The organism is Cylindrospermum sp. FACHB-282 (assembly GCF_014697195.1).
GTDB lineage: Bacteria > Cyanobacteriota > Cyanobacteriia > Cyanobacteriales > Nostocaceae > Cylindrospermum.
This window is the reverse complement of record NZ_JACJRJ010000001.1, coordinates 30,838-54,628: the sequence shown is the minus strand read 5'-3', so window position 1 is coordinate 54,628 and position 23,791 is coordinate 30,838. Positions and strand designations below refer to the sequence as shown.

At 42.4% G+C, this 23,791-nt stretch carries 17 protein-coding genes; 11 read left to right on the top strand and 6 right to left on the bottom strand.

The features are described 5' to 3' along the window. Nucleotides 1-256: 256 nt before the first annotated feature. Entirely contained in the window at nucleotides 257-682 is a 426-nt protein-coding gene (locus tag H6G32_RS00230) for a hypothetical protein (protein WP_190453116.1), read from the top strand. A gap of 106 nt (nucleotides 683-788) precedes the next feature. Here H6G32_RS00230 and H6G32_RS00225 read toward each other — a convergent pair whose 3' ends face one another. After that, complete coding sequence (locus H6G32_RS00225) at nucleotides 789-1,631, bottom strand: Uma2 family endonuclease (RefSeq protein WP_190453113.1); 843 nt, start codon at nucleotides 1,629-1,631, stop codon at nucleotides 789-791. Between the two features lie 266 nt (nucleotides 1,632-1,897). On the opposite strand from H6G32_RS00225, the gene recJ reads away from it, so the two are divergent. After that, the gene (recJ, locus tag H6G32_RS00220; RefSeq protein ID WP_190453111.1) at nucleotides 1,898-3,979 is read left to right on the top strand and encodes a single-stranded-DNA-specific exonuclease RecJ; all 2,082 of its coding nucleotides are present in this window, start codon (nucleotides 1,898-1,900) and stop codon (nucleotides 3,977-3,979) included. 92 nt (nucleotides 3,980-4,071) lie between these two features. Here the strand turns inward: recJ and psb30 are convergent, their stop codons facing one another. Then, on the bottom strand, nucleotides 4,072-4,206 hold the full coding sequence (gene psb30 / locus H6G32_RS00215) for a photosystem II reaction center protein Ycf12/Psb30 (RefSeq protein ID WP_190453108.1): 135 nt from the start codon (nucleotides 4,204-4,206) through the stop codon (nucleotides 4,072-4,074). A gap of 173 nt (nucleotides 4,207-4,379) precedes the next feature. On the opposite strand from psb30, the gene H6G32_RS00210 reads away from it, so the two are divergent. The 3 genes from H6G32_RS00210 to H6G32_RS00200 all read left to right on the top strand — a co-directional run bounded on the left by H6G32_RS00210 (nucleotide 4,380) and on the right by H6G32_RS00200 (nucleotide 5,631). After that, a complete protein-coding gene (locus H6G32_RS00210; protein WP_190453105.1) occupies nucleotides 4,380-4,730 on the top strand; it encodes a YkgJ family cysteine cluster protein in 351 nt (116 codons plus the stop codon). Nucleotides 4,731-4,833: 103 nt separating this feature from the next. Continuing rightward, entirely contained in the window at nucleotides 4,834-5,310 is a 477-nt protein-coding gene (locus tag H6G32_RS00205; protein WP_190453102.1) for a TMEM165/GDT1 family protein, read from the top strand. Nucleotides 5,311-5,328: 18 nt separating this feature from the next. Beyond that, complete coding sequence (locus tag H6G32_RS00200) at nucleotides 5,329-5,631, top strand: TMEM165/GDT1 family protein (RefSeq protein ID WP_190453099.1); 303 nt, start codon at nucleotides 5,329-5,331, stop codon at nucleotides 5,629-5,631. Nucleotides 5,632-5,713: 82 nt separating this feature from the next. On the opposite strand, the gene H6G32_RS00195 is transcribed toward H6G32_RS00200, so the two are convergent. Next, entirely contained in the window at nucleotides 5,714-6,205 is a 492-nt protein-coding gene (locus H6G32_RS00195; RefSeq protein ID WP_190453097.1) for a hypothetical protein, read from the bottom strand. A gap of 201 nt (nucleotides 6,206-6,406) precedes the next feature. Here H6G32_RS00195 and H6G32_RS00190 point away from each other — a divergent pair, with 201 nt between their 5' ends. Next, on the top strand, nucleotides 6,407-6,973 hold the full coding sequence (locus tag H6G32_RS00190) for a DUF2808 domain-containing protein (protein ID WP_190453094.1): 567 nt from the start codon (nucleotides 6,407-6,409) through the stop codon (nucleotides 6,971-6,973). An 11-nt stretch (nucleotides 6,974-6,984) separates the two neighbouring features. Here the strand turns inward: H6G32_RS00190 and H6G32_RS00185 are convergent, their stop codons facing one another. Then, nucleotides 6,985-9,567, bottom strand: coding sequence for an adenylate/guanylate cyclase domain-containing protein (locus tag H6G32_RS00185; RefSeq protein ID WP_190453092.1), 2,583 nt, complete (start codon nucleotides 9,565-9,567; stop codon nucleotides 6,985-6,987). A gap of 390 nt (nucleotides 9,568-9,957) precedes the next feature. Between H6G32_RS00185 and H6G32_RS00180 the strand changes: the two genes are divergently transcribed. Next, complete coding sequence (locus tag H6G32_RS00180; protein ID WP_015206230.1) at nucleotides 9,958-10,326, top strand: response regulator transcription factor; 369 nt, start codon at nucleotides 9,958-9,960, stop codon at nucleotides 10,324-10,326. A gap of 8 nt (nucleotides 10,327-10,334) precedes the next feature. Beyond that, nucleotides 10,335-11,783, top strand: coding sequence for a sensor histidine kinase (locus H6G32_RS00175; RefSeq protein ID WP_190453089.1), 1,449 nt, complete (start codon nucleotides 10,335-10,337; stop codon nucleotides 11,781-11,783). 122 nt (nucleotides 11,784-11,905) lie between these two features. Here the strand turns inward: H6G32_RS00175 and H6G32_RS00170 are convergent, their stop codons facing one another. Further along, nucleotides 11,906-17,626, bottom strand: a complete 5,721-nt coding sequence (locus H6G32_RS00170) for an alpha-2-macroglobulin family protein (RefSeq protein WP_190453087.1) — start codon at nucleotides 17,624-17,626, stop codon at nucleotides 11,906-11,908. Nucleotides 17,627-18,366: 740 nt separating this feature from the next. On the opposite strand from H6G32_RS00170, the gene pbpC reads away from it, so the two are divergent. Continuing rightward, nucleotides 18,367-20,706 carry a penicillin-binding protein 1C gene (gene pbpC, locus H6G32_RS00165; protein WP_190453084.1) on the top strand — a complete coding sequence of 780 codons (2,340 nt, stop codon included), beginning with the start codon at nucleotides 18,367-18,369 and terminating at the stop codon, nucleotides 20,704-20,706. 91 nt (nucleotides 20,707-20,797) lie between these two features. Further along, nucleotides 20,798-20,965, top strand: a complete 168-nt coding sequence (locus H6G32_RS00160; RefSeq protein WP_190453082.1) for a hypothetical protein — start codon at nucleotides 20,798-20,800, stop codon at nucleotides 20,963-20,965. A gap of 264 nt (nucleotides 20,966-21,229) precedes the next feature. On the opposite strand, the gene H6G32_RS00155 is transcribed toward H6G32_RS00160, so the two are convergent. Continuing rightward, nucleotides 21,230-22,075, bottom strand: coding sequence for a GNAT family N-acetyltransferase (locus tag H6G32_RS00155; protein ID WP_190453079.1), 846 nt, complete (start codon nucleotides 22,073-22,075; stop codon nucleotides 21,230-21,232). Nucleotides 22,076-22,218: 143 nt separating this feature from the next. Between H6G32_RS00155 and H6G32_RS00150 the strand changes: the two genes are divergently transcribed. Next, nucleotides 22,219-23,475: an alkaline phosphatase PhoX gene (locus tag H6G32_RS00150; RefSeq protein WP_190453076.1), complete on the top strand. Its 1,257-nt coding sequence runs from the start codon at nucleotides 22,219-22,221 to the stop codon at nucleotides 23,473-23,475. Nucleotides 23,476-23,791: the final 316 nt, after the last annotated feature.

The following is a 23,791-nucleotide window of genomic DNA, read 5'->3' as shown; positions in this document are numbered from 1 at the left end:
ATAGTTATTGCTCTGATTCATCGCTAACTTTGTGCCTCAAAAATAAATTTATTCTTGATTTAACCTAAAGGCAAAGAGCATATTTTTTTAGAGATGGGTCTTGTTGACAATTTTTGACCGATCTTTTTGACTTCAACACGCTGCAACGGATCTACTCTAACACTAGAGTATTATTCTTTACTAAAGGAATAGTCAATGTACTATATATAGTGTTAACTTTAGGTATTAAAATCTACAAAATTACAAATGTAGTTCCATGTCTAAGTTAATATCTGCAACATTAATCGCTACAGCCTTGTTGTTGACCTCAACCAATGACTCTAACCTTACACTGGCTGGGACTTGCGCTTCTCAGTGTGGCCCACGTCCACTTCAGTTTACACCTGGTCAATACATCCGCTTGGAAGTTGTAAACCGCACTTCTAATTTAGTAAAACTGGAGAAATCACCAGGAACGCAGCCAATTAACTTGGAACCTGGACAGGAATTACAATTGGCCCAGGGAGATAGTTTGCAGCCGAATCTTTCTGTTATCTTCTGGAATGACAAAGGGTGGCCACTCAAAGCAATTGTTTCTAAACCCAACTTTGGCACATTGCGCGTAGAAATCCGTCCTGGTCGTAGCAATCCAGGCGATCGCTCTATCTACATTCTCAACGATGGTCGTGTAAATGTGTTGTGAGTTATGGGAAATCCGTTAATTAACCCCACCTACGGCTTCGCAGAAGCAAGCTACAACCTATCCCTTACGGGAGCCGGAGGTATAATCAGGTGGGGAGAATTTCAAGCTAAGGCATTCCTGTGGGCAAATTATTGGGGTCGATGCCCTGAGATTTTAAATAAGCTATTAGCCTTTCTTTTTCCTGCCGTTCCTGTTCAGCACGTTGGCTTTCCTGTTCAGCACGTTGGCTTTCCTGTTCAGCACGTTGGCTTTCTTGTTCAGCACGTTGGCTTTCTTGTTCAGCACGTTGGCTTTCTTGTTCAATCCGTTCTACAGACCAAGGTAACAAATTACCTGCCTCATCCCACCACCGTAACCAATAACCAGTCCGGGCTTCTTTTGCTCCTCTCCAAGTGCCCAAAAATAAACCCATTGAATCAATCCAATGGCGACCATTTTCGTCTGCTTGCTTTAACTTGTAGTGTCCGTTTTCCAGTTGATAATATTCTAATAACCCACCATCAGGATCGAAAATTACATAAATGGGAACCTGCAAAATTTGCTCGTAGAAAAACCATTTTCCTAGTGGATGAGTTGGCTTAACAGAATATTCTCCACCTTCAGTGTTGGATAAAAATTCTATCACTACAGCCGGAACATCCCCTTCTAAATTAGGTGTGTAGCTTCTGCGTTCGTCTAAAATCTCCTTAACCGAGGGCACATACAGCCAATCAGGTGCTTTAACGACAAATTGACCGTCTAATGTTGCACACAGACCAAAATTCGAGGCTATTAACATCTGAGGTTGAATGAAACCTGCAATTTCTAAGCTTTCTCGCAAAGCACCAGCCAAAATTGGCTGTCCTGTATTTTCCACTGGTTCATCCTCTAACTGAAAATCATCGGGTAAGGCTTCCCAAGAGATTACCAGTTCAGTGGGGGATTTAATTTCACTGATTTGGGTTGTCATAAAGACTGCCTTTTGTTGATTTGTTTTTATTTTATCCTTTGGTTTACTGATTTGTGATAAATCTAAGTAATAGAACTAAATTAATTACCCAAAATTTAGGCTAATAGTATCGTATACTATCGATTCAAACACAATGCAAAGACAATTCTTGCTTAATCTCTACTGTTGTCTATTTATCTGTAAATCGGTTTCATCTAACGTCCTCTACTGCCAGAATATCTATTAGGATATTAGCAATTACCTTTTTCTTAATTACCCATTTATTAGTGCTAGACAGACCTGTAACTGAAATCGCCAAACCTTCTCGACGCTTACCTAATCAGCGCTGGCAAATATACCCACAGAAAACAGAATTTGCCCAACATCTGGCTATTTTGACAAATCTCTCACCGATTGTCAGCCAGTTGCTGATTAATCGCGGTATTGAAACACCAGAACAAGCACAAGCATTTTTAGATCCAGAATCTTTAGTTTTACCTTCGCCGTTAGAAGAATTCCCAGACTTGGCGATGAGTATTGAGTTGTTGCAAAATGCGATCGCTAGTCAAGAGAAAATTGCCATCTGCGGAGACTATGATGCAGATGGTATGACTAGTACTGCATTACTGCTGCGGAGTCTGGGCACTTTAGGTGCTCAGGTCGATTACGCTATCCCCAGTCGGATGCATGAAGGCTACGGCATTAACAAACGCATTGTGGAAGAATTCCACAGCGAAGGTATAGGCATAATTCTCACTGTAGATAATGGTATATCTGCATTTGAACCAGTTGCTAGAGCTAGAGAACTTGGTCTAAAGGTCATTATCACCGACCACCACGATATCCCCCAAAAATTGCCCCCAGCTAACGCTATCCTCAACCCCAAATTAATCGCCGAATCTTCACCTTATCGGGGTGTGGCTGGTGTTGGTGTTGCCTATATCCTGGCGGTATCTTTAGCACAACAGTTAGGGGAAACTAAGGGATTGATTCAGCCGATGTTAGCATTGTTTACATTGGGAACGATCGCCGATTTAGCTCCTTTAATTGGTGTAAACCGTCGCTGGGTAAAGCGTGGTTTGAAGCATTTACCTAAATCTCAGTTACCTGGGGTACAGGCGTTGATTCAAATAGCTGGAGTGCAGGCTAGGAGAGAGGGAGAAGGAGGACAATCTTCCCAAAACCAAAATGCCAAAACGTTGAAACCGGAAGATATTGGTTTTCGTCTGGGGCCGCGCATTAATGCTATTGGTCGGATTGGGAATCCCCAGACGGTAATTGAGTTGCTGACTACTGATGATATGGGGATAGCACTGGAGAGAGCAATGCAGTGCGAACAAATAAACCTCAGTCGCCAAAAAATGTGTGAGGAAATTGAGCAACAAGCGATCGCATTTGTAGAAGATTTATATGCCACATCTCTGCAATTCGACCGAGTATTAGTTGTAGTCCAACCCAATTGGCACCACGGCGTTATTGGTATTGTCGCTTCTCGGTTGGTGGAACGCTACGGTGTGCCTGTGTTCATCGGTACTTATGAGGATGAAAAACATATTCGCGGTTCAGCGCGGGGAATTCCTGAGTTTAATGTGTTTTCAGCTTTGGAATATTGTCATGATTTGCTCGGTAAGTTTGGCGGACACAAAGCCGCGGGGGGATTTTCTTTCCCAGCAGAGAATTTGCTCGCTTTGCGATCGCGTTTGAGTGAGTTTGCTAACCAATGTCTAGAACCCCAACACCTCAAACCACTCCTGAAAATTGATGCTCAAGCGAATCTCCACGAAATCAATCATCAGCTTTATCAACAGCTAAACGCTCTCCATCCCTGCGGTATTGACAACCCCGATCCCGTATTCTGGACACCCAATGTCCAAGTTTTAGAGCAATCAATCGTTGGTAAAGGTCACATTAAACTTACCCTGGCCCAAACCGTTGAGCATCAGCAATATAAAATTAAAGCGATCGCCTGGCGTTGGCGCGACTACTTCCCCCTACCGCCGCGAGTAGATATCGCTTACAAACTCCGAGAAAATGACTTTAATGGCAACACCACTATTGAAATGGAGTTAATCGGCGTCAGACTCCCAAGTTTGTCTCACATATTTACCTCGCCACCAACACCGCTACGCGCTACCTTTGAGCACAAGCAGCGTCAATATACTTGCGGTGTCTATCAAAACAGTATTGGGTCAGAGTTAAGAATTAAAAATCCTGAAGGCAAAGTTTTAGTCATGCAGCCAGGAGATACAATCGGCTTACTGGGCGTCAATCGTCAAGACGCCAAAAGGGTTGATTTATCTCAACCACTGTATGACGGTATTATCCAAGCTGCCCTTCAGGCTTTATCAGTGCTGAATTCTGAGTTATGAGTGCTGAGTTATGAGTCGCGGATTAAGAAATTTTCTTTGACTCAGTAATAGCTATGCCCCGCTACGCTAACAGGACTCAGCACTCAGAACTCTTAAAGGTTGCCGTTGCGAAATGCCAGCACAAAAATTACCGCTGGGCCAGCAATTACGATTAGCGCTATAGAAAGCAGCTGGAAAACAACTTCCCAATTGATCCCGGCTAAGGTGTTAAATAAAGTGTCAAGCATTTTTCTTCTTATCCTCCCAAGTGTCTTAAAAAATTTAATAGCTCTGTTGCCAAACCCGCAATAGATCATATCTGGCGACGGACTACAGCATTTAATTTACTTAACAAAATTATAAAAAAATCATAAAAAAGTAAAATAGCTTCAGGATAAGGTTTTCAGCAGAGGTTTTAACAATGGCAACTTGGCAATGTATAAAGCAATGTGGAGCCTGCTGTCATCTTGATCCAGCAGAGCGTCCAGACTTAGATGAGTATCTCTCACCAGCAGAACTGGAACTGTACCTCAGTATGGTGGGTGAAGGGGGATGGTGCGTTAATTTTAACCATACTACGCGAGAATGCCGCATCTATGACCATCGTCCGCGTTTCTGCCGTGTGGAGGTAGAAGCGTTTCAGGATATGTATGGGATTGAGCCAGAAGAACTCAACGATTTTGCCATAGACTGCTGTCGTGAGCAAATAGAAGGAGTATATGGCGATCGCAGTTTGGAAATGCTGCGTTTTGACCAAGCTGTTGGTATATAAAGCTATATATTTCAGCAATTTAGCCTGAACAGTTGCAATTTATGACAAACATCTGAGAAAATGAGAAGAATATGAAAACAACCTAGCCCTATAACTACTGCCTGTGAAACTTGACTCTGCACCTAGAAGCTCTTCTGGCATATCTGAGACTGAAAACCAGCCAGAACCAACAGATAGCCACGATTCTCTCCTAATGACTGCACAGGCAGTATCCCTAGAAGAAAAGCCTTCTTTAGAAATAGTCTCAATCATTGAGCCACGGACATCTGTAGTTGTCAATAGTCCCAAAAAACAGGAATCAGCAGCGGTAGTTTTCGGCACAACCTTTATTACGATTTTTCTTGCAGAAATAGGTGATAAAACTCAACTCTCCACTTTGTTAATGAGTGCAGAATCTCATGCACCGTGGGTGGTGTTTATCGGTTCTGGGGCTGCATTGATAACCACCAGCTTATTAGGCGTACTTTTGGGTGGTTGGATTGCTAACCGACTTAGCCCAAAAACAGTAGAAAAATCAGCAGGCGTCATGTTGCTGCTGATTTCTCTGATGCTATTTTGGGATGTATTTACGAGTAATTAACTATAGAGAAATTTAATTATGGACTGGCATCTTTTAGGACTGAGCTTTATTACAGTTTTTCTCTCAGAATTAGGTGACAAAAGTCAGTTAGCGGCGATCGCACTTTCTGGTCGGAGTCAATCTCAGAAGGCTGTGTTTTTCGGTACAGCGGGGGCACTGCTGTTAACCAGCTTTTTGGGCGCCTTAGCCGGGGGAGCAGTAGCGGAATTATTACCCACTCGCTTATTAAAAGCGATCGCTGCTGTAGGATTTGCCATCCTCTCAATTCGCCTGCTGTTACCGAGCAATGAGGCTGAACCCGATTCTGAACCAACGCCTTAACTTTCATCCTCGTAGTTGCGCTTGGAAAAAGACAACGCAACTACAACCTATACATTTCATTTGCCAATAATCCGCACTTAGCTTAAGCTTGCCGCCAGCACCAGCTAAAAAGCATACCACCAGCTACCAACTTCACGGCTTCTAGTAACCAATAACCGCCGTGTAGTAAATTCATTGTCGCGGGAATTGTCGCAGCAGCTTCAAATACATTGAGTTGAATGCCTACCGCGCACATTTGCGGAGTGAAAAAATAAGTATTAAGTAAAGATACAGCGAGCAATAGTACAGATAGAGCAATACCGCGCTGACGCCATTGAGATTGAGTTTTGTTCAAAGCCAGCACGCTAGTCAATACTACAGCAGCAGATAATAACTCCATGCGATTAAAATTCCAAAAAATCACATAGCCTGCTGTACTAAAACCAGCTTGGTTCATCATGCCAGAGAGGTAAAGACTAGGCATAATTACCCAATCTAAAACTAGGCTAGCACTCAGCCAGAAGCCCAAAGTCAACATAATGGCGGTTTGCCAAGTTGGGCGCTTAAATTCAATGTTGGAAGAAATAGCGTTCATAGGAATAATTGCTGGTGTTGTCTTTTTAGTTTTAACTACAGAAGTTAATTTGACAATAGAAATCAATTATCCTTAACAATCCAAGCGATCGCATCACAGTTATTTTTGATGTTATTAAGTTTGATTGCGAAATTATAACAAAAACAAATTTATTTATTTTTTTAATGATAATTAAACCAGAGATTAAATTTTAGAATTTGAATGCGCCTTGCACGTTTATTCAGCACAACATTAATTGCTATCTCAGTGATTGGGGGAAATGCTGACGCAATTCAGTTTCAAGATGGCACGGTATACTTTGTCCATCCCCCGCGCTTGGTGGAGACAGCGACTACTTTCAATGATGTTAGAGTATGGGGTGCGACATACTATTTTACTGTCACCTTGCCAGAAGATGCAGGGGAACCCTTGCAAAGAATAACGATTAACCAGCGTGAAGGAGTAGACGATATTCGCTATGACCTCCACAACAGTTTTGCTTTTGAAGGAAATCGCTCCGGCAAACAGCAGAGGGTAAAACTAAAAGATGCGACTAGCAACCAAAAAACGCGAACAGTATCTTTAAGATTTGAAGAGCCAGTTCCTCCAGGTAAGACCATCACAATTGCTCTGAAACCGTGGCAAAATCCCTCTTTTGAGGGTATTTATCTATTTGGAGTTACGGCTTTTCCCACAGGTGAAAAGTCTCATGGCCAATTTCTTGGTTTTGGAAGGCTGCATTTTTACAGTCACAGTTTTAACCGTTTTGGCTTCCCATCAGGGTGGTAATTTTAGAAAACTTATTTTTCTTTAAATGTCCAGACGCCCTCATCCCAATCTGCATCTGATGGGGGTGACTGTAACCAATGTTGACATCGGCGCAGATATAACATAGCGGCTTTGTCATGACATTCAATTGCTAAGACTTTGGCGAACTCAGCATTGGCAGATGTAAACTGACGGTTGAGATAATATTCCCGCCCTTTGTGATAATGCTCAATTACTTGCAGTTTGGCGCTACTAATGGGGTCAGAACGTAAACCCAATAATTCGTAGATGGCTAATGGTTCATTTCTGCCTTTGACGCGAATGTAATCTAGTTCCCTAGCCCAAATATTATTTTGACAGGGTTGATATGTATTATCACTAAGAACGATATCGCAACCATACTGTTTAGTAATGCTTTCTAGTCGGGAGCCAAGATTAACACCATCGCCAATGGCGGTAAATTCCATCCGCTTGCTAGAGCCAATATTGCCACTAATCACAGTATCAGAATTGATACCAATGCCGATGCTAATCATCGGCTTATTAGCTGCGTGGCGACGGTGATTAAATTCGACTAAGCGATCGCGCATTTCTAGAGATGTTTGCACCGCCATCCAGGCGTGTTCTTCTAAGGCTAGGGGGGAACCAAACACAGCCATGATGGCATCGCCGATATATTTGTCTAGAGTGCCTTTATGCTTAAAGACTGCCTCTACCATTGATTCAAAATAATCGTTGAGCATACTCACCACTTCTTCAGCTTCCAAATTCTCTGTTAAAGAGGTGTAGCCACGGATATCAGAGAATAAAATAGAAACTTCTTTGCGATCGCCTCCCAATTTCGCATCATCCAGTTTCAGCAGTTCTTCCGCTAATTCCTGGGTCATATAGCGGTACATGGTACTTTTGAGGCGCTTCTCATCGCTGATATCTTCCATCACCACCAGCACCCCAGACACCTGCTCTTGTTCACTAACATCAGCCATTGTGTTCAATGATAAATTGATGCTGTGCTGTTCAGTGCCAGTAGTCACGAGTCCGCGATCAGGGTAATATTGCCGAGAGTTTTTTGAATCTTCCCTACACAAAGCATCTCTAAACCACTTCGTAAAATCTCCTTCTTTGAGGCTAATGACATCACTAATTAATTGACCTTCTAAACGGTGTTCTTGATTTAGACCTAGCAAGGACTTGGCGCTTTCATTAGCAGTGATAATCAGTCCAGCTTTATCAGTAGAAATTACACCATCAGAAAGACTCCGGAGAATGTCCCGCTGCATTTGTTCTTGTTGCTTGACTTTGGCGAACAACTGGGCATTTTGCAAAGCTACTCCCGCTTGAATATTAAAAGCTTCCATAAACTCTTCATCATTGCGGTCAAAACTCGCTTGAAAGAGTTCGGGAGCATTGGGCCAGTCAGCCGGATTATAAGCTGGAAAATCGCCTAATTTCTTTTTATTGACTAACTGGGTAACGCCAATCAATTCTTGATCGGTGTTAAATACTGGCATACAAAGTAAATTACAGGTGCGATAACCATTTTGCTGGTCAATTTGTTTAGCAGTATCAGAGTCTGGATGGTCATACAAGTCGAAGGGAATATTCAGCTTTTTGCCAGATGCAGCGACTATGCCGGCAAAACCTTTACCTATTGGTACTCGCAACTCCTTGGCGCTTCCCCCGTCTTGGGGAATTTTCGTCCACAACTCATGGCGATCGCGATCTATCAACCATAGTGTACTGCGATCGGCGTTCATCAGTTCCTTCGCCTCATCCATCACCCGCTTCAGAGTATCTTCTAAATCAAGACTACTTTGACTCAGGGACTTAATCGCCTTCATCAGCGCCGCTACCGCTCTTTGTTTTTGGGTAGCGACATAAAAGGAGCGAGACGACTCTAAAATCAGTCGAATCGAAGGAGCAAATTCTTGAAATAAATCCTCATCAGCGCTAGTAAAGCCCCTGGTATCAATGCGCTCTGAAAGTGGAGCATCTGGATAATTTACGGGTTTTAATTTATTCAATAATTGCACTACCGCGACTAATTTTCCCTGTTCAGTCAACAGCGGCAAAGCCAACATTGTGTAGGTGCGGTAGCCAGTTCTTTTTTCTTGTTCCCGTGCAAATACAGAACGTGGATCGTTATAAAAATCAAAGGGGATATTGATTACATACTTAAAAGTCGAGACTTCACCCGCAATCCCTTTATTGGCAGGAACGCGAATTTCTAGAGAGCGATTACCTTCTCCCTCAGCCAAAATAGACCAGAGTTCTTGTTTTTCTTCATCCAACAAAAATATTGTCGTGCGGTCTGCCCCCAGTAGTTCCCCGATTTTCAAGGTAATGGAATGCAGCATTTCTTGCAAAATTGTGTCAAATCCCTGAGAATCCAACATTGACAGGGTTTGATGGACAATCTGTAATTTTTGCTCAACTTCCTGAACGACCTGCTTAAAAGTATCCTGAGTGAGAGGAGCGAGAAACTGAGAAATAGTTCCTTGTCTGGTAGCTAGAGCACCCACAGGCGCAGGATTTAATTGTAAATCGTGGTTTTCTTGGTTGTGAACACCAATAATCAAGGCGGTCTCCCCAAAACTAGGTTGATGCACTGACATATCTTGCGTTTAATATAAGAGGATTAGATTTTAGATATATATATTTAACAATGCCATTAAATTTACGTAAGTGTAGCTTTTAGCAAGAATTGCTTGATATTATCTACAGTTTAATTCAGTTATTCAGCCCGCGTCATTATTACTGACATAGACACCACTCCCCGCTAATGCACCCGTGCATACCATGTTTTTCGCCGCAAGTCAACTGTCTGTGCTGCGCCTGAACCTTAATTGCCTAAACTCTAGTGACTTCACGCATTGAGGAAAAATTTAAGCGATCGCCTTTTTCGCCTTTTTGCAAGTTCTTCAAGTCATTTGTATCCTGAGATGGATGCCAGAAAAGCAACTTCTTGACAGGCTAAAATTAATAGTTAGTACTAATGTTGTAAAATGCCGCACGTCTTACTGGTGGATGACGAAGTATCCTTACGCGAGAGCCTTACTTACACGCTGCAAAAAGAAGGCTATACAGTGACAACGGCAGCAGACGGGCATAGTGCCATCAAACAGTTCCACAAAGAAGTGCCGGATGTAATTTTGCTCGACCTAATGCTACCGGAGGTTAGCGGGATGGAAGTTTGTTGGCGAATTCGGGCGTTTTCAGATGTTCCTATCGTCATGCTAACAGCCAAAGATCAGGATATTGATAAAATTTGGGGCTTGGAAGCAGGAGCAGATGATTATGTCACCAAGCCATTTAACACCCGTGAACTGCTGGCACGAGTAAAAGCAGTGTTGCGCCGTCGTTCTGGGGATTAGTCTAAATCATGGGCTGGTTACCAAGTATAAAATCGAATACCATTCATGCCAAGCTGTTAGCCACATATCTGCTACTGATAACCTTAGGAACTTCCTTGATGGTAGGTTACATCCTGTTGTCATTCCATGCCTACTTCATGAGAACAAGACAAATGGATTTGGATAACTGGACAAATGCCTTAAGCCAGAGTGCAGGAGATGCGTTAGCAGAAAATAATCTACAGAAAGTACAGGTGCTGGTGCAGCGGTATGGTGCGCCACAAAATGTCACTCTCCGCATTTTTAATCAACAAGGTCTTCTGCTAGCCACTTCTGACCCAAATGGAGATAAAAAGGTCACAGACTGGTACCAGGTTACTGGTATGTCGGCAGCTTTGCAAAATCGTCCGCAACGAGGTTTTGCCAAAGGAGTTTTATCAAACGAAGATCGCCTCTATGTTGCTAGACCAATTGTGCGTAATGGTCAACTACTGGGTGTATTGCGAATGTCTGTGACTCTGAATCAGGTTCAGAATCAGTTTACTAAAGTGATTTGGAGTGTGTTGGGAACGCTATCACTCACAATCTTGCTATGTGCGCTGATTAGCACTCGTTTTGCTCGCAGTCTTTCAAAACCAATTGAAACTATGGGAAACTTTGCGATTCGCTTGGGTAGTGGTCATTTTGGCGATAAGCTGGATATTCATGAAAACAATGAGTTAGATCAGTTAGCAACAGAGCTAAACCGGATGAGTGAAAGGTTGGCTTCCCTTGATCAAGAGCGACGGGTTTTTTTAGCAAATGTATCTCACGAACTCCGCACACCCATCAGCAATGTTCAGGTAACGGTAGATGCATTGAGAAGTGGAGCTTATGAAGAACCAGAATTGCGCGATCGCTTTTTCCAAACTATTGAGAACGAGATTAAACGCTTATCACGACTGATTCATGACTTGCTCGATTTAGGACGCTTGGAAGCGGGTGTGTCTCAACTGGAACAACAACCCATCTCATTGCTTGGTCTGATTAACCGTGCTGTTGGTGCAATGGAACCCAGAATGCAAGCAATCGGCATATCTGCGCGAGTAAATGTAGTTGATATAGTGCTACAGGGCGATCCGGAGCGGCTGTTACAGGCTATTTTAAATGTGTTGGACAATGCAATCAAACACTCTGTACCCAATTCTCAGGTTTTTATTTCTGGGTACAATGAGGGGAAACTAGCAGTTATAACTATTAAAGACCAAGGGCCGGGTATCAGTGAAAATGATTTACCCCGGATTTTTGAGCAGTTTTATACCACAAATCCCTCCCGTCAAGGTAATGGTAACGGACTGGGATTGGCGATCGCCAAGCGGATTTTAGAAGCTCATCATGGTAGCATCACAGCCAGCAGCACAGCCAATCAAGGGGCAACTTTTACGATTTGCTTACCGCTGAAAGCGATAACAGATCCCAAAGAACTCAACGACGGATAAAAGTAAAGCTGGAGCGCACCTGATCAAATACCGCTTTATTAAAAATGGTGGTTGGACGCCCTTGTTTAACATTAAAGGGAGCCGAAATACTAATCTCGAAAACGGTGCGTTGGGAACGCACCCTACGACTTACTCTCTTCTAGTACTAATGTTGAATCACCAGTACGTCCAAATTCTTCTGGTGCATATTGCAGATGTACTTGGGCACCAGGCCAGAGGAATGTACCGGGTGTAACGGAACGCACCAAGTAATGGAGGCTATAAACTCCTGGTTCGAGGTGATCGGCATAGGCTAAAATGCGATCGCGATATATTGTTTTAAAGCCAAGTTGCCAATTGTCGGCTTTGGGGAGCAATGCAGGTGTAGAGGTTTGAAAACTCTCATCCACCGCTTCAAATCCTGCGGGTAGGGGATCTGTAATTACCAAATGTTCCACAGGATGATCAGCAATGACTTCCAAACCTATATCAAATACTTGTCCTGGTTGTAAAGTTAAGGGATCATTCTTAGCATAGATTCCTGCTTTTTGCAATATCTTTTCTTCGCCGACTTTGCTAATTTCTCGTGTTATCCGTAAACCGTTAAACCGCCCTGATTGATTACCTTGCAAGCGATATTTATAAGCCACTAAATAATGCAAAGTACCTTTACCAGATTTTTGCAGCAGTAAATCATGACTCCCACGGGGTAATTTATTCATCGGCATATTTAATCCCAAGCTAGAATTTTTGTAACCATCAAAACGGTTTTCTCCTAACTTTTTCCCAGCTAATTTTACTGAAGCGACAAAATTAGGCGGTGTGAGTTGTAGTTGGCTATATTCCACCAAAGCTGTGAGGGCTTGGGCGTTATTATAACTATTTTGCCATGTGCCATTGCGGCGGAGTGCCAGAAGACTTTGCAATAACTTATCAATAATTTCTGGTTTAGCTTCTTGGGCAATAAATAACCGTAAAGCTTGCGACTGCGTTGCAGTATTTGAACTCATCCATCCCCAGCTAGAAGGTAAATTCACAACTGCTGTGCGTCCAGTTTCATAGATATTCTTTTGCAACTGAACTCGCATAATTTGCGCTTCATCTTGCCATTCGGGAAACTGAGATAAATATCTCGCTAGTTTTATTTGGGTGACTACATCAAAAGCTTCCCGCTGTTGATAAATATCTGAAAGAAAGCTATTGCGTTTGTCTCCCAATTCTGCTAAAGCTATTAAGGCATTGAGTTGCAGTTGATTTTTACAAAGTTTTTGTTTGCAATAGTCGTATTGTCCTGGATTTGCGAGAACCGTTTGCAAATAAGACTTGAGACGAGTTAGCATTCCCGAATTCACTAAACCAGGAAACATCTGATTAGCTTTAGCTAGAGATTCCGCTGCGTAGGTAGAAACCCAAGGGTCAGATTTTTCTTGCCCTGGGAAACTTGCAAAACCATTATCAGCGATTTGGAGTTTTTGCAATTCTTCAATTGCTAGCTTTGCTTGATTTTGAGGATTAAATTCAGCAAATGTCTGACTATATTGTTTTCCTAGAGTTTGCAGATTAGCAGCAATCAACAATTGACTTGCAGCAGGTTCTGTAAATGGTAAATCTTCATCTCCTAAAACCTGTTTTGCAGGTGCTTTAATTTCGGGAATTAAGGTACTGGCTAGTTGAATATCTAAACCTCCCGCTTCTGTTAAGACATTTTTGTTAACATTCAGTGGTATCTTTACCTGCTTTTCGGTTACACCAGTTTCTACAACTTGTTCTGTAATTTCCAGCGGCTTAATTTCTAAAGGTACTTCAAAAGCATCAGCGGCGGTATTATTTAGCTGAGTGGTGAAGCGAACTTGACTAACTCCCACATTACCCGCCACCATGGGAAAGCGATAAGCTTGAGTTGCGGTTTCCACTTTGGTTTGCAAGGTTGCAGATGTGGGGTTATTTTCAGCAAACTTCAGATTACCGCTAAGTTCGCCATTAATTGCCAAATTTCCGGTAGTACCAGTGTTGTTGGTGACTGATAAACCTGCGAGAATGCGATCGCCAATCCGAGCGAACTGTGGCAAAATAGCGTTAGTTAAAAGTGGCTTTGTCGTGATAAAAGTCGTTTCCCCATTACCAAAACGCAGATTTCCATCAGTAGCCACAGCCATCACCCGCCATGTAGTTAAATCATCTGGTAATTTAAAGGTAACTATCGCCTTACCCTCAGCATCAGTTATCACCGAACCATTGTAATAAGCTAAAGCTTGGAAATCTTTACGAGTACGAGTATTTGCAGCAGCATTTGACAACCCACCACCATAACCCCAACCTTTAGCAAAAGCTAAAGTTGGTTTTCTTAATCTCACATCCCGGCGATTATCATTAAAGCGCGTAGATATAGGCTGTTCAGCATATACAGTATCTACCAAATTTGGCGGACGATAACCAGAAAGTTGTAACACCGCCTCATTCACCACCATAACTGTAAACTGTCCTTTGGCGGGATTTCCCTGACTGTCTTTTAATTCCAGTTGAACAGTTTCTTCAGCACCAGGTTCCAGAGAAGCAAGAACCGGGTTAACTTGCACTTTCAAATACTTATCAGCCAAATTAACTTTAAAAGGTGCAAAACCAATGCGTACCAAATTATCTAAATTACCAGCTTCCACCTGATTAATTGGTTTACCTTGCCGAACTAAAACAGCTTCCACCGCTGCATTTGGCAACATTTCCGGCGTAACTTGAAACTGAATTTGTGGTGCGCCTCCCTTAACTTTAACAATTTGTTGATAGAGAGTTTTATCTTTAATTACCGCAAAATATAACTCTGCTTCGGGATAAGGAGATTGAATTAATACCGTTGCAGTTTCACCAGGTTTAAACTCTTTTTTATCCAGCTTAACTTCCAAAACATCTTTTTCTGTCGAACCCCAAAACACAGGATTTTCTCCAGTAGCCCAAATTTGTAAATCTGTAGCGGTTAATTCGCCTTTTCCATCTCTAAAATTAGCCCTGATGCGGTAAGAACCCGATTCAGTTGGAGTCAAATTTACCGATTGTGGATTACTAGCAGATGTGATTTCTGTTTGGGAAACCGTCTTATATTCAACTTGATTTTTCGGCGTTTGGCTACCTTCTACCGACTGGGTAACGCTGCTATATTTCATCTGTTGTAATTCCAGACGCACCCGTTGTCCCTCTAAAACTTTCCCTGTCGGTTCAGTTACAATAACCTCAACAGGAAAAGCTTTCCCCGCATCAGCCACAAAATTACTTTTTAACCCAATCAGACGATTACTCGGTAAAGCTGTAAAAGTTTGAGAATTCGCCACAGACAGATTAGAAACATCTGCAACTTGCACATCCACCCGGTAAGTCATCGGATAAGGTAAATCTTTAGCCACCGTTACAGTTTGACTACTTTTACCATTAGCATCTAGCTGGGTATTAGTTTGCAACACATCAGCAGGAATCGCCGGACTTTCTTCTGGCCAAAACCATTGTCTACCAAAATTAAATTCCTCCCAATCTTTAGGAATAAAATTAGCCTGCTGACGCGTAATAAAATATTTTGCTTCTCCCCCTTCCACAGGCGCACCAAATAAATAATTACTTGCTGCTTTCACCTCAACCTTTTCATCAATCAGAGCAAATTTTTTATCTAAATTGAGTTCAACTTTAAAATTAGGCGGTTTAAACTCAGCTACTCGAAATTTTCCCGAAATCTCTTTCCCATCCTTCCCCTTCGCTTGGATATTATAGTAACCTAACCGTTGACTAGTCTTGATTGGTAACTCTAGAGAAAACGTACCAAACTCATTTGTAGTTTGCGTACCTAAATCTGTTTTTTGTCCATCGGGATTTACCAAAGTTACTTGATAAACTGCATTGTTATCTTGATTAATTTCGCCATTTTCTAAATAGTCAGCAAAACCAGTTAACCAAGCTTTTTCACCTGGCTGATATAACTGTCTATCTGAAAAAATTACCCCTCGCGATTCCGGCTTACTATCTTGCCAACCTGCATCAATACCATAACCATAAACACCACTATATTCCTCAGTTCTAGCAAATGCCCAATCTTTATCTTCACGGGCAATTACTAACAACTCTGGTGGTTTTACAAACCTTTGTTTATCTGCAAAACATTGCTGTAAATCCTGACTCTGAACTCTAAAAAGTCCATTTTCATCAGTTTTACCTGTAGCGCAAGGTAAAGGTTGAGGGCGGGATTTTGCATCTAATTTTGATTGATATATTTCGATAGCAGCAGCTTTCACCGATGAACCATCAGCGAGATGATTAACGCGAATTAATCCCGACTCTGGAAACCACTGAGTAAATACGCCCAAATTCGTTAATTCAACTAAGCCATAAGTCGTAGATTCTCGCCACAGTTCCTTACCATTCTCCTGATATTTATTAGTGCGTGCTTGCACTCCATAAGCTAGCATTCCCGTAGCAGCGCCAATTTTTTCTCGTAGGGGAATAGTTATATCAACAGATTGATTTTTCTTACCTGATACCTTGAAGCTTTGCCATTCAGCGGTTTTTGGTAATAAATCATTACCATTTCTGAAATAAACTAAATCTGTCGGCTGCACTACTCGATAAGCTGCTTTGTATTTTGCTTCTGGCAGATTTACGGTATTAATATTTAGCTGTAAATCTTTACCCGTGGGGAAAATATTTAACTCTGCTGGTGCCCAAATATCCCCTGCTAAATCGCCAGTGTCATACTTGAGAGTGAAAGGTTTACCCAAAGTCTGCCCAAACTTATCTTTAAGATAACCACCAATAGTAATTGTATAAGTTTTATCTGGTTCTAAAGCATAAGGATTAATAGTGACAATTCTATCTTCGTCGTTAATTTGAATAGTTCGGGAAATTGCTTTTGGTGCAGGATTAATTTTGATATTTTCTCTAGCTGAATCTGCCACCAAGATATTATTAAATTCTAGCTGAGGACTACCTTTAAGAAATCTGCCATAGGTTCCCCCTGCATCTGGCTGTCCATAATAGTTAATTTTCTGAAATGCTAAAGGAGAATAAGTTGTTAACTTAGTGACAAACTCCTTTTCACTAGGGAGATTGCCATAAGCAGGTAGTATCCCCGGAGAAAATTCTAAGCGATAACGGGTAGCCTTTTCAAGGTTTCGCTGAGGGATGAGATCATAAATCCAATTGCGGGCGGAAGGGTCAAGTTTTTCTAAAGGATCTTCAGTTTCTAGTTTTTCTTCTTTGGCTAATTCAACCTTAAACCGCACAACTTGTTTTTTGTCTTCTGAAATTAGCTGTAAATGCTCTTGCACTGAAGCTAAATCTAGTTCTAAATTTGAGTTAAATTGCAACTTTGGCTGTAAATCAATCGGTTCAATATCGCCTTTTTCAATTGGGTTCACACCTGGCAAATTAGTCAAGGCGATAGATTCAGTATTGAAAGTCCAAGCTAAATCTTTATCTAAGCGGTGATTTTTTAAATCTGATAAACCTGATTTGAGAGTCACTTGAAATCTGGTGGCTTTTGGCAAAGCTTTATCAGCTTGAAATCCCACCATGCGCGGTGTTAAAAATCTAAAGCTACCAGGTAAAGGCGGCCAAAGTGTAATTTTAGATAATAAGTGCTGTTGTTCTTGACTGTCCAAAGTTTCAACAGGAATTAAAGCCTCTTTAAACCTGATGCGAATTTGATTTAGAGGTTTCGCGTCTCCTAAGGGACTAATTTGTTCAATCCAGTCTGGTAAATTTGGCGGTGTGAGTTGAGAAACTGCTGGTAATTTTTCTTTACCTGGATTAATACCAACGAAATTACAACCCGCCAATGCTAATACAAGGGTGCAAACAAATAGTAATTGGATAAAATTTTTCATCTTCATATTCTATAGTAATGCCAAATAATTATTACTCAAAATATTACTTTACTTATTCTATTCTCTTCTTTGCGCTCTACAGCCCTTTGGGCATCGCTGCGCGCGTGCATCCTTTGCGGTTTATTAAGGAAGCGTAATACAAGTAGGTGGGCTTAAATAAATATAATCTACACTTGTCATTGCGAGGAAAAACGACGTTGGCGGAGCCTTCTCGAAGAGTAGCAATCGCCATCGCTGATGATATCCAATCATGCCTACTTACTTAGCACTTTTTAATACAAAATGAGCGCATCCATACGCGCTGTTTTACGGGATAGTACTTGTACTATAGATCACGCGGTAGGGGCACAGCAATGCTGTACCCCTACGACAAATGTGGTTCAAATAGATGAAAACTGCTGTAAACAACTGCTTTTGGATTTTAGACGGAAATCAAATATACAATCTAAAGTCCAAAATTATCAGTCAATAGGTTTTAAATGAGTAATAAAGTCAACTTGCTGATTAATAAGTTGTTGTCAAAACCGGAGTGTCTTTTTCAAACATTAAATAATAGTCCTATACCAATACTCTTTGATTTGCAAATACCGAAAGGCTCAGATCCCCGACTTCTTGAAGAAGTCGGGGATCTTTTGGCTCGCTATATAGTTTTTAACTATTAAGAAGTATTGATTTTTTCCCAAAACTAATTTACATCTGCTGAATTATTAAGGGAAGGTAAGTTATCTGGGGCTGAGGATTCGCTGATGAAGTTAGTTTGGCAGATGTTAATCCGAATTCAGCGTCAACTCAGCAAAACGGGTAAAGCTGTCATCGCTGTACTGCTGCTGTGCCTTGTGGTGCGATCGCTGCCTTACTTTGCACCCATTCACGCCGCAGACATTGCCCAAACTCAGTTAGCGATGCAATTTAGCGATCGCCACGGTTTACCACTAGGCACATTGCTCACCCGCGATCAAGAGCATACCGCCATAGTCCCATTAAAGCAGATTTCCCCCCAATTTATCAATGCTATTATCGCCGCTGAAGACGGCAGCTTTTATCATCATGGGGCGTTGGATACAAAAGCAGTTATCCGCGCCATCAGAGAAGCCATTCACGCCAAAAAAATTGTTTCCGGTGCTTCCACAATTACCATGCAGTTAGCGCGGATGTTAGATCCCGTTTCCCGCACTTTATCAGGTAAATTGCAAGAGATTTGGCTATCTTGGCGGTTAACTGCGGGGATGAATAAAAATCAAATCCTTTCCGCTTATGTTAATCGTCTACCAATGGGAGGAAATATCTATGGTGTGGAAGCAGCCGCCCAGACTTATTTTTCTATATCAGCCAGTGATTTGAATCTCGCCCAAGCAAGTCTCCTCGCCGCTATTCCCAATAATCCCACATATTTTAACCCTTACGAACATTGGGAACGGTTGAAAAAAAGACAGAAATATGTACTCAATCAAATGGTATTAGATGGGCATATTACTCGCCCAACAGCAGAACGCATATATACAGAAAAAGTAGTATTTCAATCCCGTCAAAAGGGAATTATTGCAGCACCTCACTTTTTGTTTTGGCTAGCAGATCAAAGAACCCCGCCTCCCAAGCAAAGAGGGGAAATAGAATCTACCAGAATTCAAACAACCATAGATCGTCCTTTGCAGCAGTTTGTGGAAGCACAGGTACAGCAAGTAATTTCTTCACTCGCTGCTAACAATGTCCATGATGCGGCGGCGTTGGTAATTGACAATCACACCGGGGAGGTTTTAGCTTATGTCGGTTCCCCTGATTATTTTAATGAAGTTAAATTAGGGCGAAATGATGGAGTACAGGCGCTGCGTCAACCAGGTTCTACCCTCAAGCCTTTTGTATATGAATTAGCTTTAGAAAAAGGTGTGATTCGCCCGAATACCATTTTGGCAGATGTGCCTTCTCACTATGCCATTCCCGGTGCGAAACTTTATAGTCCAACAGATTATACAGAAAGCTTTCTCGGCCCTGTGCGGGTGCGAGTTGCTTTGGCTAATTCCTTGAATGTACCAGCGGTAAAAGTGTTAGAAAAGGTAGGTGTGCAGACTTTCCTGGAACGTCTGCATCAATTAGGGTTTGAACACCTAAATCAAACTCCAGAATATTATGGTTTGGGCTTAACTCTCGGTAGTGGTGAAGTCAGTTTATGGGAACTAGCAAGGGCTTATGTCACTATGGCACGACAGGGAGAGGCGACGCAGCTAGTAACGGCTTTTTCCGATTCCCCAATCCAAAATCTAAAATCTAAAATCCAAAATTCACAGACATGGCAATTAATTACTGATATGTTAAGTGATCGCCACGCCCGTGCCACCTCCTTTGGTGTAGACTCTGTTTTAAATTTACCCTTTCCCACTGCTGTTAAAACTGGGACTTCCTCCAATTTTCGTGATACTTGGACAGTTGGCTTTTCTAGCAATTACACCGTTGCTACTTGGGTAGGTAATTTCAACGGCGAACCAATGCGCCAGGTTTCTGGAGTTACAGGTGCAGCGCCTTTGTGGAATCGAATCATGTTACATCTGCATGAACATCAGGAACCAGCAGATTTTCTATCTCCAAAGGGTTTAGTACAACTACCAATTTGTGCAATTTCTGGGTTAAAACCAACATCAGATTGTACCTCTGTCGTGCAAGAATATTTCTACCCAGAAGACAAACTTGCTTACGGAAATCAGCACCATTTCCAATTGCCATCAGAGTATAATGAATGGCTAGCAAGACAGCAACAATCAAGTTTTGCTGCTGGGAATCTGCGGATTTTATCTCCCCATAATGGCGATTTATTTTTGCTGTATCCCGGTGAAACAGCGAAACAAAAATTAGAATTCAAGCTAGCAGGAACATCTGCAACGGCTGTAGAGTGGTGGTTAAATGGTGAAAAATTAGCTACACAGTCAGCTAATTCTTTCTTTTGGCACTTGCGCCCTGGTAACTGGACTTTAACAGCAACGAGTAGTTCTAGCAGCGACAAAGTAAGTTTTCGGGTGGAGTTAGCTGCTATAAAACCCATACGGCGCGGCTTTTCTCTCGCTCATCCTCCAGTATCCCAGCATTTTATAGATTAATAATTAAAAAAAATCCTGCTGTAGAGGCTTACTCCTTGAAAAGTGATGATATACATTGATGTTCAAGATTTAATCGCAAATTCATTGAGCCATGAAAACCACACAGACGGATTCCAACATACAAGAAAAAAGAACCACCAAGAAAAAACAACAGTCCTTTCCTGATGTGGATCTTGGTACTCCTCAAGTACCACTCCGCAAATCCAACAAGACAAAGCAAGCTAATGAATTACTCAGTGACTGGGATCACGCGAGTTAGTTTCTAAACAACTGGGGCAGCAGTGATTGTAAACCACAACAACAACGCTAAAATCAGCACAAAGATTTTAACAATTAGGTATGTGGTGCTGTTAGGGATGATAACATCGTACATCATGTTTTTTACCTCCATTTGCAGCTTGCTAGAAAGCTATTTGAGGTTTTGAGTAATGGCAGGAAACAAACACCAGTTCCCTACATCTATCTCTATTGTCGCTCAAAAATCACTACAGAATTTTTTGGGTAAAATTTAGATGACCCATCTCTAGCCAAGTTCCATGCTCGTCACACCAAACACGCGGTTGATGGGGAAACTAGGAATCGTTTTTGTATACATCCGTGCCGCTTCAAAGACTAGCTGCATCTTGTGGCGTTGAACGAGGGCGTTCGCATTTGGATTAGCATCTGGTATATCGAGAAACACGGGAGCATCAGGACATTTGGCAAGTAAGGCTTGAAAAAGTGTCTCGGCAATCTGTTCGTCGTTAGCAAACAGCGGCCCAATTCTAAAACCTGTGTGGCTAGCCCGGATGACTCCATAACCCACAAGATGCCCGTCTGTGAGAACTCCTAAAGCAGAACTCTCTGGTTGCTGAATCCAATTTTGCAAAAATAGCGATCGCTCGGCTGGGAACAATTGGCGATCGTAAGCCGCCAACTCTGCAAAAGGCAATGTACTCAATTCTACAACACCAGGAGGCACAACGCCGCCGCCCAGAGTCTCATAACGAATATGGTTGTAGGCGATTTGGAAACCAGATTTCTGGTAGTTCTCCTGTTGGACAATCAACCCATCTAAGCCGATGTTGCGATCAGCCCCTAGATAAGCCATTGCTGCTTGCCAAAGTTTCAGCCCAAACCCCCGCCCCCGAAATTGCGGACGCACAATATAAAATCCAATAAAGCCATAGTGCTGATCGTAAGCCATAGCAGAAATGCACCCCACAGGCTCATCGTTCAACTCTCCCAATAAAAAACCGTTTTTGTCAACCTGATAAAAACACTCAGCATCATATTTGCCCGGATTCCAGCCTTCAGCCGCAGCATAAGCGATCGCCAAATCAACTTCCGACCTGCTCATTGACCGAATGATATAGTTATCGGTGGTCATAACTTTAATTTTTAATTTATCTATCTTATAAACATAAAGACATCTTAGATTGCCCTTAACACAAATTGACTGCATCTTCTCCATAATGGCTACTGATTCATTTGCTGTCAGTAGACTTTGATTCCAAAATTACGGAGTATGCAGTGACCTTATCAAGACGTCAATTTTTCTCCTTGGCCGGTGCGGGAACTGCCGGTGCTTTACTCTTATCACCCTTACAAGCTTTCTACGCTAAACGCACTTTAGCAGCTGGGCCCTACGGTGCCCTTGTAACTGACCCCTTAGGTGTTCTAGATTTGCCTGCCGGCTTCTCTTATGTGAGATTGTCTGAGACGGGGCAAATGATGAACGATGGCTACACAGTCCCAGGTGGACACGACGGTATGGGGGCGTTTGCAGGAGCTAATGGCAATACAGTTTTGATCCGCAACCATGAACTCAACTCATCATCGAGTACTCGTGTAGGCGCACCTAACTCTCAAAAATACGACACCAAAGGAAGAGGTGGCACCACAACGTTGGTAGTCAGTTCTAATGGCGCTTTAGTTAGCCACTACGGTACTCTAGCTGGTACATACCGCAACTGTGCTGGTGGCCCAACACCTTGGGGATCGTGGCTTAGTTGTGAAGAGAGTTTTGAAGTTGGTAACAAGAAGCATGGCTATATATTTGAGGTGCCTAGTAGTGCAACTGGGTTTGTAACGCCTGTACCTCTGGTAGCGATGGGTCGGTTCAATCACGAAGCAGCAGCAGTAGACCCCAACACAGGTTATGTCTATCTGACCGAAGACCGGGATGATAGCTTGTTATATCGCTTCGTGCCCAATACACCAAATAATCTGAGTGCAGGGGGCACACTGTATGCTTTGAAAATTACTGCAATACCCCAAGCAAACACCACAACAGGGTTTACAGTCGGTCAATCCCACGCAGTGAGTTGGGTTCAGATTGCTAACCCCGATCCTGCTAGCGATACAGTGCGGGTTGCGGGCTTTAACCTAGGAGCCGCCAAGTTTGCTCGTGGCGAAGGTATTTTCTATGGTAATGGAGATATCTATTTCTGTTGTACTAGTGGCGGTAGTGCTGGATTAGGTCAAGTCTGGCGCTACACTCCGTCCACAGAGACACTCCGGCTGTACATAGAACCTAACAATTCGGGTACTCTAGATTTCCCTGATAACATAGTCGTTGCGCCCAATAATGATATCTTCCTGTGTGAGGATGGCGGCGGTACTGACTTTATTGTGGGCGTGACACCAACTGGCTCACTCTATAAATTTGCCCGGAATGCCTTAAATACAAATGAGTTCGCTGGCGTTTGTTTCTCACCTAATGGACAAATTATGTTTGTGAATATACAGACACCAGGAATTACCTTTGCTATCTCAGGCCCTTGGTAAGGTTTGGGAATTGACAAAAAATTAGAACAGTACAGAGGATAATCATCCTCTGTATGTGAATTGCAAATATTTGATTGCTGATACATTTGCGCCGGACAATAGCCGACAAGCCGAGATCCCGAACGATAGCAAGGCCACGAAAACATTGCACAGAAGCTATCCCTCAAAGTCAAACCTGAATCCAAACCTATACTTAACTTGGTGATTGCAGGAGTGAATGTTGTTGTTTTTGCTAGATTCGGTCATACCCCTTCCAGCCGCAATTATTCAGCACTGCCAGATGAGCGATTTGATCATAGCACAGTGCATTTACTCG